Annotated in this window: 18 protein-coding genes and 1 riboswitch; of the genes, 6 read left to right on the plus strand and 12 right to left on the minus strand. The window is 73.0% G+C overall.

Annotated elements, in window-relative coordinates; genetic code table 11:
* Positions 1 to 194 precede the first annotated feature (194 nt).
* From mqnC to paaA, 6 genes are all read right to left on the minus strand, one after another.
* Positions 195 to 1,385, minus strand: a complete 1,191-nt coding sequence (mqnC, locus tag AC5RWQ_RS02890; protein WP_494281192.1) for a cyclic dehypoxanthinyl futalosine synthase — start codon at positions 1,383 to 1,385, stop codon at positions 195 to 197.
* A gap of 87 nt (positions 1,386 to 1,472) precedes the next feature.
* On the minus strand, positions 1,473 to 2,582 hold the full coding sequence (gene paaE / locus AC5RWQ_RS02895; protein WP_494281193.1) for a 1,2-phenylacetyl-CoA epoxidase subunit PaaE: 1,110 nt from the start codon (positions 2,580 to 2,582) through the stop codon (positions 1,473 to 1,475).
* The gene (gene paaD / locus AC5RWQ_RS02900) at positions 2,579 to 3,055 is read right to left on the minus strand and encodes a 1,2-phenylacetyl-CoA epoxidase subunit PaaD (RefSeq protein WP_494281194.1); all 477 of its coding nucleotides are present in this window, start codon (positions 3,053 to 3,055) and stop codon (positions 2,579 to 2,581) included. Before paaD ends, paaE begins: the two co-directional genes overlap by 4 nt.
* Entirely contained in the window at positions 3,049 to 3,774 is a 726-nt protein-coding gene (paaC, locus tag AC5RWQ_RS02905; protein ID WP_494281195.1) for a 1,2-phenylacetyl-CoA epoxidase subunit PaaC, read from the minus strand. The genes paaD and paaC overlap by 7 nt, the downstream gene beginning before the upstream one ends.
* Positions 3,771 to 4,061 (minus strand): 1,2-phenylacetyl-CoA epoxidase subunit PaaB, encoded by a 291-nt coding sequence (gene paaB / locus AC5RWQ_RS02910; protein ID WP_494281196.1) that lies wholly within the window; start codon positions 4,059 to 4,061, stop codon positions 3,771 to 3,773. Before paaB ends, paaC begins: the two co-directional genes overlap by 4 nt.
* On the minus strand, positions 4,058 to 5,125 hold the full coding sequence (gene paaA, locus AC5RWQ_RS02915; RefSeq protein WP_334491267.1) for a 1,2-phenylacetyl-CoA epoxidase subunit PaaA: 1,068 nt from the start codon (positions 5,123 to 5,125) through the stop codon (positions 4,058 to 4,060). The genes paaB and paaA overlap by 4 nt, the downstream gene beginning before the upstream one ends.
* Before the next feature lie 373 nt (positions 5,126 to 5,498).
* Between paaA and AC5RWQ_RS02920 the strand changes: the two genes are divergently transcribed.
* Entirely contained in the window at positions 5,499 to 6,500 is a 1,002-nt protein-coding gene (locus AC5RWQ_RS02920; protein ID WP_494281197.1) for a barstar family protein, read from the plus strand.
* The gene (locus tag AC5RWQ_RS02925) at positions 6,500 to 7,450 is read left to right on the plus strand and encodes a serine hydrolase (protein WP_494281198.1); all 951 of its coding nucleotides are present in this window, start codon (positions 6,500 to 6,502) and stop codon (positions 7,448 to 7,450) included. The genes AC5RWQ_RS02920 and AC5RWQ_RS02925 overlap by 1 nt, the downstream gene beginning before the upstream one ends.
* A 90-nt stretch (positions 7,451 to 7,540) precedes the next feature.
* Here AC5RWQ_RS02925 and AC5RWQ_RS02930 read toward each other — a convergent pair whose 3' ends face one another.
* The 3 genes from AC5RWQ_RS02930 to AC5RWQ_RS02940 are packed head-to-tail and all read right to left on the minus strand — an operon-like array spanning position 7,541 to position 10,345.
* Entirely contained in the window at positions 7,541 to 8,392 is an 852-nt protein-coding gene (locus AC5RWQ_RS02930; protein ID WP_494281199.1) for a menaquinone biosynthetic enzyme MqnA/MqnD family protein, read from the minus strand.
* A 33-nt stretch (positions 8,393 to 8,425) separates the two neighbouring features.
* Positions 8,426 to 9,715, minus strand: a complete 1,290-nt coding sequence (locus AC5RWQ_RS02935) for an MFS transporter (RefSeq protein WP_494281200.1) — start codon at positions 9,713 to 9,715, stop codon at positions 8,426 to 8,428.
* Positions 9,716 to 9,760: 45 nt separating this feature from the next.
* Positions 9,761 to 10,345 carry an ArsR family transcriptional regulator gene (locus AC5RWQ_RS02940; RefSeq protein WP_494281201.1) on the minus strand — a complete coding sequence of 195 codons (585 nt, stop codon included), beginning with the start codon at positions 10,343 to 10,345 and terminating at the stop codon, positions 9,761 to 9,763.
* A gap of 134 nt (positions 10,346 to 10,479) precedes the next feature.
* On the opposite strand from AC5RWQ_RS02940, the gene AC5RWQ_RS02945 reads away from it, so the two are divergent.
* The 4 genes from AC5RWQ_RS02945 to AC5RWQ_RS02960 all read left to right on the plus strand — a co-directional run bounded on the left by AC5RWQ_RS02945 (position 10,480) and on the right by AC5RWQ_RS02960 (position 15,403).
* Positions 10,480 to 11,286 carry a carbon-nitrogen hydrolase family protein gene (locus tag AC5RWQ_RS02945; RefSeq protein ID WP_494281202.1) on the plus strand — a complete coding sequence of 269 codons (807 nt, stop codon included), beginning with the start codon at positions 10,480 to 10,482 and terminating at the stop codon, positions 11,284 to 11,286.
* An 88-nt stretch (positions 11,287 to 11,374) separates the two neighbouring features.
* Positions 11,375 to 13,564 carry a HelD family protein gene (locus AC5RWQ_RS02950; protein WP_494281203.1) on the plus strand — a complete coding sequence of 730 codons (2,190 nt, stop codon included), beginning with the start codon at positions 11,375 to 11,377 and terminating at the stop codon, positions 13,562 to 13,564.
* A gap of 208 nt (positions 13,565 to 13,772) precedes the next feature.
* Positions 13,773 to 14,549, plus strand: a complete 777-nt coding sequence (locus tag AC5RWQ_RS02955; protein WP_494281204.1) for a VOC family protein — start codon at positions 13,773 to 13,775, stop codon at positions 14,547 to 14,549.
* An 83-nt stretch (positions 14,550 to 14,632) separates the two neighbouring features.
* A complete protein-coding gene (locus AC5RWQ_RS02960; RefSeq protein ID WP_494281205.1) occupies positions 14,633 to 15,403 on the plus strand; it encodes a VOC family protein in 771 nt (256 codons plus the stop codon).
* Here AC5RWQ_RS02960 and AC5RWQ_RS02965 read toward each other — a convergent pair.
* From AC5RWQ_RS02965 to AC5RWQ_RS02975, 3 genes are all read right to left on the minus strand, one after another.
* Entirely contained in the window at positions 15,387 to 16,190 is an 804-nt protein-coding gene (locus AC5RWQ_RS02965; protein WP_494281206.1) for an ABC transporter ATP-binding protein, read from the minus strand. The genes AC5RWQ_RS02960 and AC5RWQ_RS02965 overlap by 17 nt on opposite strands.
* Complete coding sequence (locus tag AC5RWQ_RS02970; protein ID WP_494281611.1) at positions 16,187 to 17,215, minus strand: FecCD family ABC transporter permease; 1,029 nt, start codon at positions 17,213 to 17,215, stop codon at positions 16,187 to 16,189. The genes AC5RWQ_RS02965 and AC5RWQ_RS02970 overlap by 4 nt, the downstream gene beginning before the upstream one ends.
* 160 nt (positions 17,216 to 17,375) lie before the next feature.
* Positions 17,376 to 18,314 carry an ABC transporter substrate-binding protein gene (locus AC5RWQ_RS02975; RefSeq protein ID WP_494281207.1) on the minus strand — a complete coding sequence of 313 codons (939 nt, stop codon included), beginning with the start codon at positions 18,312 to 18,314 and terminating at the stop codon, positions 17,376 to 17,378.
* Between the two features lie 113 nt (positions 18,315 to 18,427).
* Positions 18,428 to 18,516: riboswitch (cobalamin riboswitch) on the minus strand.
* Positions 18,517 to 18,617: the final 101 nt, after the last annotated feature.

Consider the following 18,617-nt stretch of genomic DNA (forward strand, 5'->3'; position numbering starts at 1 on the left):
AGCGGCCGTCGATGCCCCTCGCCACCCTTCAACCCGAACCGTTATGACCTGCGCAATGAGCGATCAGCCCCGAATTGCCGGGATTGATGGCGATCTGCGGGGCCAGCACCCCCCGCCACGTGGCGGAATACGCCCGCTCGGCGGAACCCCGGTGGCCGATCGGACGATCACCACCGGGGCCGGCCGTCAGCGGGTCAGTGCGCCTCCACCAGCGGCAGCGTCTTTCCGGCGCCACCGCCCGGCATCGCGATCGAGGAGAAGTGCGAGACCACCCGCTCGTCCGTCGGGTCGTCCGCCGGCGTGTGGTGCACGGCCAGCCGGTTGTAGAGGGTGTCCCGCTGGGCCGGGATCCGGCCGGCGGTACGGATCATCCCGATCAGCTCGTGCAGGTTGGAGCGGTGCCGGGCGCCGGCCGAGGAGATGACGTTCTCCTCCAGCATGATCGAGCCCAGGTCGTCGACGCCCATGTGCAGCGCGAGCTGGCCGGCGTCCTTGCCGGTGGTGAGCCAGGAGGCCTGCAGGTGCGGGACGGTCTCGAAGAAGAGCCGGGCCACCGCGACCAGCCGCAGGTACTCCAGGGTGGTGGCCTGGGTCCGGCCCTTGAGGTGGTTGTTCTCCGGCTGGTACGTCCAGGGGATGAACGCCCGGAAGCCCCCGGTCCGGTCCTGCACGTCGCGGATCATCCGCAGGTGCTCGATGCGCTCGGCGTTGGTCTCGCCGGTGCCCATCATCATCGTGGCGGTCGACTCGAGGCCCTGCCGGTGCGCCAGCTCCATGACCTCCAGCCAGCGCGCGCCCGACTCCTTCAGCGGGGCGATCGCCTTGCGCGGCCGGTCGGGGAGCATCTCCGCGCCGGCGCCGGCGATCGAGTCGAGCCCGGCGGCCTTGATCCGGGCGATCGCCTCGTCCAGGCTGACCCCGGAGACCTTCGCCATGTGCAGGATCTCGCTCGGCCCGATCGAGTGGATGGCGAGCTGCGGGTACGCCTGCTTGACCGAGGAGAAGAGCTCCTCGTAGTACTCCACCCCGTAGTCCGGGTGGTGACCGCCCTGGAGCATCACCTGGGTGGCGCCCAGCTCGACCGCCTCGCCGCAGCGGCGCAGGATCTCCTCGGTCGGGTGGGTCCACCCCTCCTTGTGCTTGGGGGCCCGGTAGAACGCGCAGAACTTGCACGCCGTCACGCAGACGTTCGTGTAGTTGATGTTGCGGTCGATCAGGTAGGTGACGATGTTGTCCGGGTAGCGCCGACGGCGCACCGCGTCCGCCGCCTCGCCCAACGCGTGGAAGGGCGCCTCGGTGTAGAGCAGCAGGGCCTCGTCGGGCGTGATCCGCCCGCCGTCCGCGCCGCGCTGCAGGATGTCGTCGATCTCCCGGCTCACCGTCACGCCTCCGAGCCTACGTCGACCCCGGAAGGTCTCCTCCGGGGTGTCCCGTCTCTGTCGTCCATCCCACCCTTCGGGCGGGGATGCCGGTCACGCGTCGTAGTCGACGGTGAGGCTGTCGGTGGTCGGGCTGGACTGGCAGGTCAGCACGTACCCGGCGGCCAGCTCGTCCGGCTCCAGCGCGTAGTTGCGGGCCATGGTCACCTCGCCGGAGACCACCTTCGCCTTGCAGGTCGAGCAGACGCCGCCCTTGCAGGCGTACGGCAGCTCGCTGCGGACCTTGAGCGCGGCGTCCAGCACCCGCTCGTCGCGGCCCATGGTGAAGCGCGACGACCGGCCGTCCAGCACGATGGTCACCTCGGCCCCGGCCCCCGGCTCGTCACCGGGGCGCCGCACCGGCTCCGGCGGCGCGTCGACGTGGAACAGCTCGGTGTGCACCGCCGACTCCGGCAGGCCGCGCCCGGTCAGCAGCTCCCGGGCGGCCACCACCATCGCGTACGGGCCGCAGAGGAACCACTCCTCGATCACGTCGCCCGGCACGATGGTCTCCAGCAGTCGGCCCAGCCGCTCCGCGTCGATCCGCCCGGACAGCAGCGGCGACTCGCCCTCCTCCCGGGAGAGCACGTGCACCAGGTGCAGCCGGGTCGGATAGCGGTCCTTCAGGTCGGCCAGTTCCTCGGCGAACATCACGGTGTTCGCGGTGCGGTTGCCGTACACCAGGGTGAAGGTGCTGGCCGGCTCGACGGCCAGGGCCGTCGCGACCAGCGCGAGCACCGGGGTGATGCCGGAGCCCGCGACCACCGCGCCGTAGTGGCGGACCCGGTCCGGCGCGAACGCGGTGGTGAAGTGCCCCAGCGGGGGCAGCACCTCGACGGTGTCACCGTGGCGCAGGGCGCCGCAGGCGTACGCCGAGAAGGCGCCGCCGGGGATCTCCCGCACGCCGATCCGGAGCCGGCCGTGCCGGGCCAGGTCGTCCGGCGTGGAGCAGATGGAGTACGACCGCCGCACCTCCGCGCCGTCCTCCCCGGCACGCCGCACGGTGAGGTGCTGGCCGGCGGAGAACGCGAAGGTCTCCCGCAGCTCCTCGGGCACGGCGAAGGTGATCGCCACGGCGTCGTCGGTGAGCCGGTCGACGGCGGCGACATCCAGCGGGTGGAAGGCCGGCCGGCGACGGACCGGTCGGGTGATCGTGACAGTCACAGCGCCTTCAGGTGGTCGAAGGGTTCAAAGCAGGAACGGCACCGCAAAAGCGCCTTGCACGCGGTGGAGCCGAACCGGCTGACCTGCTCGGTCTCCAGCGAGCCGCAGCGCGGGCAGCGAACCGCCAGCGTCAACGGTACGACGGTGCCGGCGCGCACCGGGGCCGGCGGGGCGATGCCCGCGTCGGCCAGCTTCGCCCGCCCGGTGTCGGAGATCCAGTCGGTGCTCCAGGCCGGGCTGTAGACCGTCCGGACCTCGGCGTCGGGGTGGCCGGCGGCCGCCAGGGCCCGGCGGATGTCGGAGCGGATCACATCCATCGCCGGGCAGCCGGTGTAGGTGGGGGTGATGGTGACGACCACCCGGCCGGTGGCCGGGTCCTCGTCGACCGCCCGCAGGATGCCGAGCTCGTCGATGGTGATCACCCGGATCTCCGGGTCCACCACCGCCGCCACGGCCTCCCGGGGAGCTACCACGTCGCCCCCGGGTGCGCCCGGTGCAGCACCTGCATCTCGGCGAGCAGGTACGACAGGTGCTCGGTGTGCACGCCGTCCCGGCCGCCGCCCGGCGTCCAGCCGGTCTCCGGGCGGGTCAGTGTCGCCTCGTCGAACACAGCGGAGACGACGGCGTCGAAGTCGGCCCGCAGGGTGGCCGGGTCGACCGGCGCCGCCGGATCCGCCGTGAACAGCTCGTGGTGGTACGGCCAGACCTGGTCCACCGCGGCCTGGGCCCGGCGGTGCGACTCCTCGGTGCCGTCGCCGAGGCGCTTCACCCAGAGCGAGGAGTGGTCCAGGTGGTACGCCGACTCCTTGCGCGCCTTGGCGCCGATCGCGGCGAGCCGCTCGTCGGCGCAGCCGGCCAGCGCGGTGTAGAGCGGCACCTGGTACGCCGAGAGCAGCAGCAGCTTCACCATGGTCACCGCGAAGTCGCCGTTGGGCAGCTCCACCAGCAGGCAGTTGCGGAACTCCCGGTCGTCGCGCAGGTACGCCAGCGCGTCCTCGTCCCGGCCGGCGCCCTCCAGCTCACCCGCGTACGTCAGCAGCAGGCGGGCGGCACCGAGCTGGTCGAGGGCGATGTTGGCCAGCGCGATGTCCTCCTCCATCTCCGGCGCGCGGGTGGCCCACTCGCCGAGCCGCTGTGCCGCCACGAGGGCGTCGTCGCCGAGGGAGAGGACGAAGTCGAAGGGGCCGTTCACAGGTGGGCCACCCCGTCCGGCACCTCATAGAAGGTGGGGTGGCGGTAGACCTTGTCGGCGGCCGGGTCGAAGAAGGCGTCCTTCTCGTCCGGGCTGGACGCGGTGATCGCGCTCGCCGGCACCACCCAGATCGAGACGCCCTCCTGCCGGCGGGTGTAGAGATCCCGGGCGTTGCGCAGGGCCAGTTCGGCGTCGGGGGCGTGCAGGCTGCCGACGTGGGTGTGCGACAGCCCGCGCCGCGCCCGCACGAAGACCTCCCAGAGCGGCGTGTGTCCAGCAGTGCTCACGCGGCCACCTTCTCCTTCTGCACCGTCCGCTTGGCGGCGTACGCCGCGGCGGCCTCGCGTACCCAGGCGCCGTCGGCGTGGGCGGCCCGGCGGTGCTCCATCCGCTGCCGGTTGCACGGCCCGTTGCCCTTGATCACCCGCATCAGCTCGTCGTAGTCCGGCTGGGTGTAGTCGTACGCCTGCCGCTCGTCGTTCCAGCGCAGGTCGGGGTCGGGGATCCGCAGGCCGAGGATCTCGGCCTGTTGCACGCACATGTCCACGAAGCGCTGGCGCAGCTCGTCGTTGGAGAACCGCTTGATCTTCCAGGCCATCGACTGCTCGGAGTGGGTCGAGTCACCGTCCGGCGGGCCGAACATGGCCAGCGACGGGTACCACCAGCGGTCCACGGCGTCCTGGGCCATCGCCTTCTGCTCCGGGGTGCCGTGGGCCATCACGTGCAGGATCTCGTAGCCCTGCCGCTGGTGGAACGACTCCTCCTTGCAGACCCGGATCATGGCCCGGGCGTACGGCCCGTAGGAGCAGCGGCAGAGCGGGACCTGGTTGACGATCGCCGCGCCGTCCACGAGCCAGCCGATCGCGCCCACGTCGGCCCAGTTCAGGGTCGGGTAGTTGAAGATCGAGCTGTACTTCTGCCGGCCGTCGAGCAGGAGCTGGACGAGTTCGTCGCGGCTGACCCCGAGGGTCTCGGCGGCGGCGTAGAGGTAGAGGCCGTGCCCGGCCTCGTCCTGGACCTTGGCCAGCAGGATCGCCTTGCGCTTGAGCGAGGGGGCGCGGCTGATCCAGTTCCCCTCCGGCTGCATCCCGATGATCTCGGAGTGCGCGTGCTGGGCGATCTGCCGGATCAGCGTCCGGCGGTACGCCTCGGGCATCCAGTCGCGCGGCTCGATCTTCTGGTCGGCGTCGATCACCTCGGCGAAGTAGGCCGCCAGGTCACCGCCGGGGCCGGGACCGTCGGCCCGGCCACGGGCGGCCGCCGCACGCAGCGCGGCCTCGGCCGCCTCGACCTGGCCGAGCAAGCCACCGCCGGGCGTGTCCTCCTCGGCGGCGAAGTCGTTGCCATACATGACACCAAGTGTTACAGCTCGCCCCTGATGACACCAGAGGGTGTAACAGGATTCCGAGGTGCCTTTCCGTCACCGGCCGGCCGCGGGGGGTGGGCACCAGGCCCAGGTCACTGCTATGACTTGCGTCACCGAGAGAAGGTGAATCCTCTCAAGGGCGGCATACCGGCGTTTAATCCCGGCTTCGCGGCAAGTTGCCGGGCGTCAGGTTCTGGCGCGTCGCCTGTCCGGACGTAGACTTCCCCGCGTCACACCGATCGGCTGCTGACGATCGCCACCAAAGACGACGGCCACCTCCCCCGGCCTCGGCGGTCAGGCCGACACATTCGGAAAACAGCCGGTCCCCCCGGCCCTGACATCTGGAGCTCACCCACTCATGCGATCCCGCGTGACCATGGTGCTTGCCGTCCTGGCGGTCCTGCTCGGCGCCGGTCTGCTGGTGCCCACCGCGTACGCGAAGCTGGCCGGCGACGGCGGCGGGCTCGGCGGCATCGGCGGCGGCGCCGTCGAACAGGTGCCCGCCCCCACGCCGACCGCGCCACCGCCGCCGACCCTCACCGCCGGCCCGGTCGCGGTGAACTTCAAGGGCGACTTCTTCGGCTGGGCCCTGATGGACCGGACGACCGGCCAGGTCTCCGGTTCCAAGAACATGGCCTCGACCAACTCGACCGAGTCGATGCTCAAGGCCTGGATCGTCTCCGACTACCTGCGCCAGCTCGGCGACAAGCAGCCGACCTCCGCGCTGAAGAATTGGGCCAGCCTGGCCATCCGGGACAGCAACGACGTCGGGGCCAACAAGGTGTACGCGGCGGCCGGCGGGTCGTACAAGCCGCAACCGAACGGAAAGCCGGACCCGGTGATCCAGCGGGCCATCAAGATCTGCGGCCTCACCGACACCACCCGCAGTGGACCCCCCGCCCCCGCCATGTACAACGGCTGGTGGAGCTTCACCCGGATGTCCCCTCGGGACGCGGTCCGGCTCGGCGACTGCATCGCCGACGGCAAGGCCGCCGGGAAGTGGACCAAGTGGGTCCTCAACGAGATGGCCAACGTCCGGGGCAGCGTCAAGGTGCAGCAGGCCAAGTCCGGCGGCGGCAGGTGGGGCATCATCGACGGCCTGCCCGCCGAGATCAAGGCGCAGGGCCCGGTCGCCATCAAGAACGGCTGGACCCCCCTCAACTACGACGGCAACTGGCACGTCAACTGCCTCGCCGTCACCGACAAGTGGAGCCTCGCCGTGATGCTGCGGTACCCGCAGAGCAGCAATCCGGAGTATCCGGAGTACGGCGCGAAGATCTGCGCCAGCGTCGCCACCCAGCTGGTCAGCCCGCAGCCCGGCGCCGCCCTCAAGGTGCCGCAGCCCGTCGGGAAGCTCTGATGGCCGGCAACCGTCGCGGTGACCGCGGCGGCCGGCGGGACAACCAGCCGCTCAAGCTGATCGCCTTCGCGGCCATCATGATCGGTCTGGTGCTGGTCTCGCTCCGGCTGCTGCCCGGCTCCCCGCTGGTGTCCAGCGCCGCGTCGCACTGGGGCGACCCGTCCAACCCGGACCGCACCACCACGGCGCCGACCGACCGCAGCAGCCGCGCGAAGCCGACGCCGTCCCCGTCGCCGTCGCTGGAGCCGCTGCCGTTCGCGGACAAGCAGATCGACCTCGACATCAAGGGCTGGTACGCCTGGAGCGTGCTGGACACCCGGACCGGGAAGATCATCGGCTCGAAGAACATGGGCGAGACCAGCACCACCGCGTCGCTGATCAAGTCCTGGATCGTCGCCGACTACCTGCGCCGGGCCGACGACGCCGGCCAGGAGCCGAGCGACGCCAGGCTCGCCGAGGCCACCCGGATCATCCGGGACAGTGACAACACCCTCGCCGAGAAGTTCTACAACAGCGTCGGGCGGTCCCCTTCGATCAAGCGGATGGTCTCCATCTGCAAGACCACCGACAGCGGTCCGGCCGCCGACGGCGGCTGGAGCCGGACGAACCTCTCCCCCCGGGACACCGCGCGGCTCGGCGCCTGCATCAAGGACGGTCGCGCCGCCGGTCCGAAGTGGACGCAGTGGCTGCTGAACGAGATGCGGCAGGTGCGCGGCGAGGGTGACTTCGGGATCCGCAAGGCGTTCCCCGAGGCCGAGCAGAAGACCATCGCCATCAAGAACGGCTGGGTCGACCGGACCCGCGAGCAGGAGATGCACGTCAACTGCCTGGCCATCGGCGACAACTGGACGATGGGCGTGATGGTCCGCTACCCGATCGGGATGGGCTACGACTACGGCATGAAGAACTGCCAGAAGATCACCGAGGCGGTGCTCCGCTCCGACACCTGAGCCTGCTCCCGTCACGCCCGATGTGGCGGTGCCCCGGTCCCGGGGGCACCGCCACATCGCCGTTTCGGCGGGTTGGCCCGCGCGGCGCGGTCAGCCGGCGAAGAACTCCGGGCCGCCGTCGGGCAGCGCCGGGGCCTCACCGATCGCCGCGGCCCGCCGGGCGAACTCGCGCAGGCCGGCGACCTGCCGCTCGCCCAGCGAGAAGTCGAGGGTACGGAAGTAGGTGGCCAGGGTCGCCGCGTCGAACGGCTCCCAGCGGGCGGCTGCCTCGGCGACCTGGTCCAGCTCGGCCAGGCAGAGGTCGCGGGAGCGCAGGAACGCCTCGTGCACCTCCTTGACCATGCCCGGGTGGGCGGCGGCGAAGTCGCGGCGTACCGCCCAGACGGCGAAGACCATCGGCAGCCCGGTCCAGTCGCGCCAGGCCTGCCCGAGGTCGGTCACCTCCAGGCCGCGGCGGGGCGCCTCGTAGAGCGCGCGCAGCGCCACGTCGCCGATGAGCACGCCGGCATCCGCTTCCAGCAGCATCTGGGTCAGGTCGGGCGGGCAGCGGAAGTACTCGGGGCGGACCCCGTACCGCTCGCCGAGCAGCAACCGGGCGAGCAGCACGCCGGTCCGCGAGGTCGAGCCGAGGGCGACCCGGCCGCCGTCCAGCTCGGCGAGCGGCTTGGTGGAGACCACGTTGACCGAGAGCACCGGCCCGTCGCTGCCCACCGCCAGGTCGGGCAGGAGCAGCAGCTCGTCGGCGTGCCGCAGGTACTCCACGTGCGAGATCGGGCCGATGTCCAGGTCACCGGCGACGAGCGCGGCACTGAGCCGGTCCGGGGAGTCCTTGTGCAGGTCGACGTCGAGCAGCGCGCCGGAGCGCATCAGCCCCCAGTAGATCGGCAGGCAGTTCAGGAACTGGATGTGCCCTACCCGGGGGCGTGCCACGCGCTCAGCCATGACCCGACGGTATCCCCGCCGGTCGGCGCCGGCTCAGCGGGCGGCCCGGGGAGTGGCCAACTCCGCATCCGCCGGACCGCTGGTCGCGGCCGGCGCCGCCGTCGGGCTCCCGTCGGGCCGGGCCCGGCGGACCGACCGGCAGACGACGGGGACGAACGCGACCGCCACCAGCAGGCCGGCGATCCCGAGGCCGGCGATCAGCGGTCGGGGCGGCAGCACGGCCAGCAGCGCGCCGCCGATCAGGTACCCGGCCATCGACCCGCCCTGCACCGCCGCGCCGTTGACCGCGTACGCCCGGGCGCGCACCGCCTCCGGCACCCGGCGGGCCGTCAGCACGTTGGCGAAGACGTTGTCCCCGCCGTTCGCCGCACCGCCCACCAGCCAGAGCGGGACCAGCAGCGCGGCCGCCGGCACGGCGGCCGCGAGCACCACCATCAGGGAGCAGCCACCGAGCGTCAGGAGCACGCCGTACAGCAGGGCGCCGTCGTCGGTGAGCCGGCGGGCCAGCCGGGCGGCGAGCCAGCTGCCCGGCAGCATCCCGGCCATCCAGGCGGCGCCCACCAGCCCGTAGACGGTGGCGGAGGCGTCCAGGGTCTCGCGGATGAAGAAGACCTCGATGACGTTGATGCCGCCGATCGCCGTGATCACCGCGGCGGTGGTGACCACCATGGCGAGCATCAACGGGTCCTGTCGAAGCTTCCAGACCGGGACGGCTGCGGCGGCGGCCCCGGCCGCGGGCGCGGTCGGCCGGCCACCCCGCCGGGTGCGCAGCAGCACCCCGGCGGCGACCAGTGCGAGGTAGCTCGCCGCGTTCAGCAGGAGCGGCATCCGGGTGCCGAACCCGCCCACCAGAAGCCCGGCCAGCACCGGGCCGCCCAGCGCGCCGACGGACACGGCGGTCTGGTGCACCGCGCTGGCCCGGGGCAGGTCGTCGCGGCGGACCATCGCCGGGAGCAGGGCCGCCAGGCAGGGCTGGGTCAGCGCGAGCCCGCAGGCGAGCAGCCCCACCAGCGCCACGATCACCACCGGCTGTGCGGCGTACGCGAGCAGCAGGCAGATCGCCGACTGCACCGCGCCGACGGTGACCAGCAGGGTGCGGCTGTCCACCCGGTCGGCGACGCGCCCGGCCAGCGGGGCGAGCACCACCAGCGGCAGGGTGGCGGCGAGCAGCAGGCCGGAGACGGCGAGGCTGCCGGCGCCGGAGGCCTGGAGGGCCAGCGCCAGCGCGGTGGCGGCCAGGAACTCGCCGCAGATCGTGGTGCCCCGGGCGGCGGCGGCGAGCCAGACGTCCGACCAGCGCGACGGACCAGTTGTGAAGGACATGCTTCGAAAATAATCCTTCACAACTGACCCACGCAACCCCCTCCGCTACGGCAGCGGCACCACCTTGTACTGCACAGCCACCGGGCGGGCCCCCGGCGGCGGATCGGCCCGCCGGTTCCGCTGCCGGTACGGGTCGAACAGCGCCATCACGGACTCGTTCAGCTCGGCCAACTCCTCGGCGGTGAGCAGCAGCAGCGTGTCGCTGAACAGGGCCACTTCGTACCATTCGGCGGGCTCGTCCCCGGCCCGCCGCAGCCACTCACGGGTTCGCTCCATGTCCCGGGCCGCGTGCGCCTCCACCAGGGCCTGCTCGGCGGCCCGGACCTCCGGCCCGGCGCCCTGGCCGGGCTCGACCATCCAGTTGCTGCTGAAGGTGCGCCACACTCGCTCCCGCGCGTCGCCCCGGCTCGGCGCCTGCTCGACCAGGCCGAACTTCGCCAGCGCCCGCAGGTGGTAGCTGGTCGCGCTCGGCGACAGCCCGACGATCTCGGCGCACTCGGTCGCCGTCCCGCCGGCCTCGCGGGTGCTCAGATATTCCATGATCGCGATTCGGGCCGGATGGGCCAGCGCCCGCATCACCTGCGGGTCGCTGATCGTCATCCGGCGCTGCTCGGGACGCGCCTCGGTCATCCCCCCATGATCCCGGCCCCGACTCCCCCGCACCATCGCCCCGCCCGGCGACCGGTCCGGAGCCGGGCCGGGGCAGGATCTCGGCATGAGGACGTCCGTGACCATCGGCCAGATCCCCACCGGCTGGGACATCGATGCCAAACCTCGCGGCGATCGGTGAGGTGCTGGCGCAGAGCCGACCGGACGACGTCGTGCTGCTGCCCGAGGGCGCCCTCTCCGGCTACGCCCCCGATCTCGGGCCGCTGGCCACCCTCGACCGGGACGCCCTCGCCGACGCGATCGGGACGCTGGCCGGGCTCGCCGCACGCCGGGGCGTGCACGTCTTCTGCGGGTCACTGCTCCCCGAGGAGGACGCCTGGTGGAACGCCGCCCTGTACTTCTCGCCCTCGGGCGACCGGTGGAACTACCGGAAGATCAACCTGGCGATGAACGAACGCCCCGTGCTGCGGGCCGGCACCGCGCTGCCGACGCTCGCCGTACGCCAGCCGTGGGGAGATCTCGTGGTGGGCGTGCAGCTCTGCCGGGAGATCCGTTACCCGGAGCAGTGGCAGCACCTCGCTCGCTCCGGCGCGGCCGCCTTCGTCTTCCTGACCAACGCCGCCAGCCCGGAGGCCACCCCGGGGGTCTGGCGCAGCCACCTGGTCAGCCGGGCCGCCGAGAACCAGCGGTTCGTGTTCGCCGCCAACCTCGCCGACCCACGCCAGCACTGCCCGAGCATGGTCGTCTCGCCCCGCGGCGAGGTGCTCGCCGAACTCCCGTCCGGCGAAACCGGCACCCTCCGGGTCACGGTCGACCTGACCGAGGTCTCCGACTGGAGCCTCGACCAGCAGCGGCGCGACGTCGTCGACCTGCGGTACCACCCCTCCGGAGCGGACGGAAAATCGGTTGCCGCTCCCCGGGACGGGAGTAGGCTGTTCCCTTCCGCCCGACGGCCGCGGTGAGTAAGCACCGCAGCGGACGTCCCCGCGCCGACCGACGAGTCGGAAACGCGAGCGGCAGCGTTTTTCCCCGTGTCTGAGGAGTACGTGGATGACCCTGCACGCCCAAGAACAGACCCTGGACGCGGAGCTCGCCGCCGAGCGGGCCCACCTGGACACCTCCCGCCTCGCCCTACGCCAGATGCGGGAACGCGCCGAGGCGCTCTTCGCCACCGGTGACAAGGTCGCCGGCGACGCGTACACCGCCGAGCAGCTCGGCCGGCACATGGCCCGACGGGTGGCCGAGCTGGCCGACGACCCGACCACCCCGCTCTTCTTCGGCCGGCTCGACTTCGGCGGGACCGCCGACGGCCGGCTCGATTTCGGCGGGACCGCCGACGGCCAGCACAGCGGCGGGACCGCCGACGGCCGGCACAGCGGCGAGCAGGGCGCGGAACACGCCGGGCGGGAATACCACGTCGGCCGCCGGCACGTCACCGACGAGCGGGGCGAACCGCTGGTGCTGGACTGGCGGGCGCCGGTCTCCCGGTCGTTCTACCGGGCCAGCGCCCGCGACCCGCAGGGCGTCGCCGTCCGGCGTCGCTTCGGATTCAGCGGTGGCGCGCTGACCAGCTTCGAGGACGAGCACCTGGACCGGGGCGAGGAGCTGGGCACGGCCAGCCGGATCCTCACCGCCGAGATCGAGCGCCCCCGCGTCGGGCCGATGCGGGACATCGTCGCCACCATCCAGCCGGAACAGGACGAGCTGGTCCGCGCCGACCTGGCCGACTCGATCTGCGTCCAGGGCGCGCCGGGCACCGGCAAGACCGCCGTCGGGCTGCACCGCGCCGCGTACCTGCTCTATCTGCACCGGGAGCGGCTGCGCCGGGCCGGTGTGCTGATCGTCGGACCGAACCGGGCGTTCCTGTCGTACATCGCGGCGGTGCTGCCGGCGCTCGGCGAGGTCGAGGTCGCGCAGGCCACGGTGGAGGACCTGGTCACCCGGGTGCCGGTACGCGCGGTCGAGGACCCGGCGGTGGCGACCCTCAAGCACGACGTCCGGATGGCGGAGGTGCTGCACCGCGCCGTCGAGGCGCACATCGGGGCGCCGACCGAGCCGATCATGGTGTCGGACGGGTCGTTCCGCTGGCGGATCGGCCTGGACCCGCTGCACCGGATCGTCGAGGAGACCCGCCGCGAGGGGCTGCCCTACGCCACCGGCCGGGAACGGGTCCGGGCCCGGGTGGTGGGGCTGCTGCAACGCCAGGCCGAGGCCCGCCGCGCCGAGTCACCGAGCGACGCCTGGCTGCGCCGGATGGCCAAGGCGAAGCCGGTGACCGAATTCCTCGACGCGGTCTGGCCGGCGCTCACCCCGGAGGGGCTGGTGCACACCCTGCTCGGCGACCCGGCCGCGCTCGCCGCCGCGGCCGACGGGCTGCTCACCGCCGAGGAGCAGGCGCTGCTGCTCGGCAGGACGGCACCGGGCGGCGAGCAGGTGGCAACGGACGTCGCGCCCGCGCGGCGCCGGACGACGACCGGCACCACACTCGGCCGCACCCCGAGGGCGACGAAATGGACCGCCGCCGACACGGTGCTGATCGACGAGGCCGCCGGGCTGCTGGAGCGGCCGGCCGGCTTCGGACACGTGGTGGTCGACGAGGCGCAGGACCTCTCCCCCATGCAGTGCCGGGCCATCGCCCGGCGCAGCGAGCACGGCTCGATCACCCTCCTCGGCGACCTGGCCCAGGGCACCGCGCCGTGGGCCGCCACCGACTGGCGGGAGTCCCTGGCCCACCTGGGCAAGCCGGACGCGGCCGTGGTGCCACTGAGCATCGGCTTCCGGGTGCCCGCGGTGGTGGTCGCGTTCGCCAACCGGCTGCTGCCGGCGCTCGCGGTGGACGTACCCGCGGCGGAGTCGCTGCGCCACGACGGCGCGCTCGACGTGCGTACCGTGACCGACCTGACGGCGGCGACGGTGGCCGAGGTGCGGGCGGCGCTCGCGCACGACGGCTCGGTCGGGGTGATCGCCGCCGACGACGCGGTGGACCGGCTCCGCGCGGCGCTCGCCGCGGCGGGCGTCGCCACCGCGACCGCCGACGACGTGCAGACCGCGGAGCGGGTCACCGTGGTGCCCGCGACCCTGGTCAAGGGCCTGGAGTACGACCACGTCGTGGTCGTCGAGCCGGCCGCGATCGTCGCGGCCGAGCCGCGCGGCCTGCACCGGCTGTACGTGGTGCTGACCCGGGCGGTCTCCCGGCTGTCGGTGCTGCACACCACCCCGCTGCCCGCCCCGCTCGGCTGAGCCGGCACCCCGGGGTCCGGTCCGGTCCGGTCCACGAGGAAACGCCGGTGCGACGCTAGGCGAGAGACGCGGCGCGGCGGGCGGCGGCGGGACGAGGGTCGACGGTTCAGCTGACGTTCTGCCCGATCTGCCCCGTACGACGGGGATTCGGTGCCACGATGCCGGCAGGGCTGCCGGCGTGGCCGCCCCCCAGCCGAGAGGGGCCGACGTGAGCACCGTCCCGCCGGGCACACCCTGCTGGGCCGACCTGGCCACCCCGGGTCTCGCCGACGCGCGGCGGTTCTACCCGGAGCTGTTCGGCTGGACCGGCCGGATCGACCCCGAGCCGGAGGCAGGCGGTTACACCGTCTTCCTCCTCGGCGGCCGGGCGGTGGCCGGCGCCGGACCGCCGGCCATCCCGGACCAGGTGCCGATCTGGTCGACGTACCTGGCGACCGACGACGCGGACCTGGTGGCCCGCCGGGTCGAGCGGGCCGGCGGGCAGGTGGTGGTACCCCCGTTCGAGGTCTTCGACCGAGGGCGGATGGCGGTCTTCGCCGACCCGGCCGGGGCATCGTTCAGCGTCTGGCAGCCGATGGCGATGCCGGGGGCCGAGGTCTTCGACGTGCCGGGCGCGATGAGCTGGAACGAGCTGGTCACCCCCGACCCTGAGGGCGCGAAGATCTTCTACGAGCTGGTCTTCGGCTGGCATCCGGACGATCAGCCGATGGACTCGTTCACCTACACCGGCTGGCGGCTCGGCACCCGGATCGTGGCCGGGATGACGCCTCCGCTGGGCGACGGCTACCCCGCGGACCTACCCGCGTACTGGTCGGTGTACTTCGCGGTTGCCGACGCCGACGCGGCTGCGGCCCGCGCCGCCGCACTGGGCGGCACCATCCTGGTCCCACCCCGGGACATCCCGGCCGGGCGCTTCGCCGCCCTGCGCGATCCCCACGGTGCCCTCTTCAACGTCATCGCCCTGGCCCGCCCCGGCGCGGGTTGATCGCCCTCGCCTGTCGGCCCCCGGGTACGACCATCAATCGAGCGACGAGTCGCCCCGACGAGCACAGGAACCGGAGCCGATCCATGACCGAGCCATCACCGGGGACACCCGCCTGGGTCGACCTGTTCACCACCGACCCCGCTGGCGCGGCGCGCTTCTACGCGCCCCTGTTCGGCTGGGCCGTCGCTGGGGCGGATTCGGGACCCACGGCCGCCGGTCACCTCGTCTTCCACCAGCAGGGCAGACCGGTGGCCGGTACCGGGCCGAATGCCGGCCTGCAACGGCCGCCCGCCTGGTTGATCTACCTGGCGACGGACGACGCCGACGCGGCCGGCCAGCGGGTGACCGCCGCCGGTGGCCGGGTCCTGACAGATCCCGTCGACATCCCGGGCTCCCGGCGGATGGCGCTCTTCGCCGACCCGGCCGGGGCTCCGTTCGGGGTGTGGCAGTCGCTCGGCATGCCCGGCGCGGACGTGTTCGACGTGCCCGGCTCGCTGACCTGGGCCGAGCTGACCACCCGGGAGTGGGACAGGGCGAAGGAGTTCTACGGGTCGGTCTTCGGCTGGACGGCGGACGACCAACCGATGGGCCCGGTCACCTACACCACCTGGCAGCTGACTGGCCGCTCCGTCGCCGGCATGATGCCCATGATCGGCGAAGACTGGGGCGACCTCCCGTCGCACTGGATGATCTACTTCGCGGTGTCCGACACCGACGCTTTCGCCGACGAGGCGCACCGGTTGGGCGGGCAGGTGTTCCTCCCGCCGACCGATCTGCCCCGGGGCCGGTTCGCGGTGCTCACCGATCCACAGGGGGCGTTCTTCTCGATCCTCGGGCCTACTCCTCCGACCTGAGCGGTCGAGGGCCGGGCCGGACGGGGACGACGAGGGGACCGTGTTCGCCGTGGACGACTCGGACGTGGGCGCGGTAATGGGTGGCGAGCAGGTGCTCGGTGAGCACCTCGGCGGGCGGACCGACGGCGGCGACCCGGCCCTCGGCGAGCAGCACCAGGCGGTCGGCGTACTCGCCGGCGATGGAGAGGTCGTGCATGGTGGCGAGCACGGTCAGGCCGTGCTCCCGGCGGAGCTGGTCGACCAGCTCCAGCACCTCCTGCTGGTGGCCGATGTCCAGCGCGCTGGTCGGCTCGTCGAGCAGCAGCAGCGTGGCGCCCTGGGCGAGCGCCCGGGCCAGGAAGACCCGCTGCCGCTCACCGCCGGAGAGGGTGGCCAGCTCCCGACCGTGGAACGCGCCGAGGTCCAGCCGGTCCAGCACGTCGTCCACGGCGGCCAGGTCGGCGGCCGACTCCCGGCCCAGCGGCGGGATGTACGGGGTACGCCCGAGCAGGACGTAGTCGAGCACCGACATCCCGGCCGGCACCACCGGGGACTGGGCGACGGTGGCAACCACCCGGGCCCGGTCGCGGCGGCGCAGCGATTCGGCGGGCGTACCGAAGAGGGAGATGGCGTGCGGCGCGGGGAGCAGGCCGCCGACGGCGCGCAGCAGGGTCGACTTGCCGGCGCCGTTCGGGCCGATCACGGTGACCCACTCACCCGGGGCGACCGTGAGGTCGACCCCGGCCAGGATCGGCACGCCGCCGAGCTTCACGTGCAGGTCGCGCACCCGCACCGCCCGCGCCGTCATGAGAACACCCGGCGGGAGGTGCGCAGCACCAGGACGAAGAACGGGCCGCCGAGCAGGGCGGTGACCACGCCGATCGGGATCTCCGCCGGCGCGGCGGCGGTCCGCGCGACCACGTCGGTCAGGGCGAGGAAGGCGGCCCCGAAGAGCAGCGAGAGGGGCAGGATCACCCGGTAGCTCGACCCGGCGACCAGCCGCACGGTGTGCGGGACGATGATCCCGACGAAGCCGATCAGCCCGGAGGCGGAGACCGCCGCGGCGGTGCCCAGCGAGGCGGCGACGATCAGCAGGTAGCGGGAGCGCTGCGGGTGCAGGCCGAGGCTGCGGGCCTCGTCGTCGCCGACCGAGAGCACGTCCAGCTCCCGCCGGTGCAGCAGCACCACCACGGCGGTGAGCAGGAAGTACGGCAGGATCAGTCGGACGTCGTCCCAGCCGGCGGTGGCGAGCCGGCCGAGCAGCCACGAGTAGACCTGCTGGATGCTGTCGGAGTGCCGTTGCAGCAGGTACGTCTGCCCGGCGGAGAGGAACGCGGAGACCGCCACCCCGGCCAGGATCAGCGTCGCCGGGGAGCGGCTGCGCCCGCCGGCCGCACCGAGCAGGTAGGTCATGGCCACCGCGCCGAGCGAGCCGACGAACGCGGCCAGCGGCACGGTGAGCGGCAGCCCGCTCAGCGCCGCCGTCCCCGCGCCGAGGGCGATCACCGCGGTGACCGCCAGCCCCGCCCCGGCCGCCACGCCCAGCAGGTACGGGTCGGCCAGCGGGTTGCGGAACACGCCCTGGTACGCGCCGCCGGCCAGGGCGAGCAGCCCGCCGACCAGCAGGCCGAGCACCACCCGGGGCAGCCGCAGCTCGGTGACGATGGCGATCTCCTGCTCGCTGAGCCCGCTCTCCAGGTGCACACCGGGCAGCAGGTTGAGCAGCTCGGCGGCGACGCTGCCGGGCGGCAGGCTGACCGGGCCGAGGGAAACCCCGGCGACCAGGGCGACGAGCACCGCGCCGATCCCGGCGAGAAGCCAACGCTTGCGCAGCCCGGCCGGTCGGGGCGTACCTCCGGTGGACCCGGCCCGGGTGACCGGGCGTCGGACCGGCGCGGCGGCGGACGCCCCGGGCACGGCGGACGGCCGGGACGCGTCAGGCGTCCCGGCCGGCCGGGGTTGCGTGGGTGGCACCGTCACCGACGGCGGTGGGTCACGCCGGGACCTTGGCGACCGCGTCGACGATCGTCCGGAGCTGGTCGACCACGCGCGGGCCCCAGCGGGAGGCGATGTCGTCGTCCAGGGCGACCACCTGGTTGTTCTTGACCGCGCTGACGCCGGCCCAGCCGCTGCGGGCCTTGACCGCCTCCGGGGTCACCTTGCAGCACTTGGTGTCGGCCAGGAAGACGAAGTCGGGGTTCGCCTTGACGATGACCTCCTGGGAGAGCTGCGGGTAGCCGCCGTTCTTCCCGTCGGCGTCCGAGGCGTCGGCGATGTTCTCCAGGCCGGCCAGCGCGTAGATCGAGCCGATGAAGGTCTTGCTGGTGGCGCTGTACAGCTCGGGGCCCAGCTCGTGGTAGTACGTCAGCTTCTTCGTCCGCTGCGGCAGGTCCTTGGTCAGCTTGGCGATGTCGTCCTTCATCCGCTTCGTGACGTCGGCCGCCTCGGCCGGGTGGCCGGTCAGCGTGCCCAGGTCGGTGATCTGCTGGTAGCTGTCGTCCAGCGTGGTGGCGGCCGGGGTGAGCAGCACCGGGATCTTCAGCGTGGTGAGCTGGGCGACGATCTTGTTGGTGTCGTTGGAGAGCACCACCAGGTCCGGGCTCTTGCCGGCGATCGCCTCGGCGTTCGGCTGGAAGCCGGAGAGGTCGCTCTTCGGCGCGTCCGCCGGGTAGTTCGACTGGTCGTCGACGGCGGTGACCTGCTTGCCGGCGCCGATCGCGAAGAGCATCTCGGTCGCCGACGGCGAGAGCGAGACGATCTTCTCCGGGCGCTTCTCCAGCGTCAGCTTGCCGACCGTGACCGGGAAGGTGGCGGCCGCGGAGCTCGCGCCGGCGGCGGGGGTGTCGTTCGAGGTCTTCTCGGCGCAGGCGCCGAGGGTCAGGGCGGCCACCGCGAGGGTGGCGGCCAGGAACCGGGGGGTACGTCGGGACATCTGTCCTCCTGTCGGTCGAGGAGTGTGCTGCTTCGCCGACAGGGGCCGCCTGCGCGTACCCGTCCGCGAGGCGCCCTTCCTCGAGAGCGCGTGTCGCGACCAACCGCAGGCGACCTGACTCGTCCCCGTTCCGGGTCTCCGGCGGCGCCGGAGAGCGGGCGGGGGCATCACAGTTGCGGGACAGCGCCGGTTTCGCACCGGCTTCGCTGCGGGCTGATCGGTGTCACGGTAGCGCACGACCAGCGGAGATCGTCCGGACGGGAGGGGTGGGTGGGGCCCCGTCGGGGGTTTTCCGGGGCCCCA

This window comes from Micromonospora sp. BS32 (genome assembly GCF_059089345.1).

Coding starts and splice junctions, on each gene's coding strand:
- paaA (WP_334491267.1), bottom strand. CDS start 5,125: ATGTATGGCAACGACTTCGCCGCCGAGGAGGACACGCCCGGCGGTGGC.
- AC5RWQ_RS02920 (WP_494281197.1), top strand. CDS start 5,499: ATGCGATCCCGCGTGACCATGGTGCTTGCCGTCCTGGCGGTCCTGCTC.
- AC5RWQ_RS02925 (WP_494281198.1), top strand. CDS start 6,500: ATGGCCGGCAACCGTCGCGGTGACCGCGGCGGCCGGCGGGACAACCAG.
- AC5RWQ_RS02930 (WP_494281199.1), bottom strand. CDS start 8,392: ATGGCTGAGCGCGTGGCACGCCCCCGGGTAGGGCACATCCAGTTCCTG.
- AC5RWQ_RS02935 (WP_494281200.1), bottom strand. CDS start 9,715: ATGTCCTTCACAACTGGTCCGTCGCGCTGGTCGGACGTCTGGCTCGCC.
- AC5RWQ_RS02940 (WP_494281201.1), bottom strand. CDS start 10,345: ATGACCGAGGCGCGTCCCGAGCAGCGCCGGATGACGATCAGCGACCCG.
- AC5RWQ_RS02945 (WP_494281202.1), top strand. CDS start 10,480: ATGCCAAACCTCGCGGCGATCGGTGAGGTGCTGGCGCAGAGCCGACCG.
- AC5RWQ_RS02950 (WP_494281203.1), top strand. CDS start 11,375: ATGACCCTGCACGCCCAAGAACAGACCCTGGACGCGGAGCTCGCCGCC.
- AC5RWQ_RS02960 (WP_494281205.1), top strand. CDS start 14,633: ATGACCGAGCCATCACCGGGGACACCCGCCTGGGTCGACCTGTTCACC.
- AC5RWQ_RS02965 (WP_494281206.1), bottom strand. CDS start 16,190: ATGACGGCGCGGGCGGTGCGGGTGCGCGACCTGCACGTGAAGCTCGGC.
- AC5RWQ_RS02975 (WP_494281207.1), bottom strand. CDS start 18,314: ATGTCCCGACGTACCCCCCGGTTCCTGGCCGCCACCCTCGCGGTGGCC.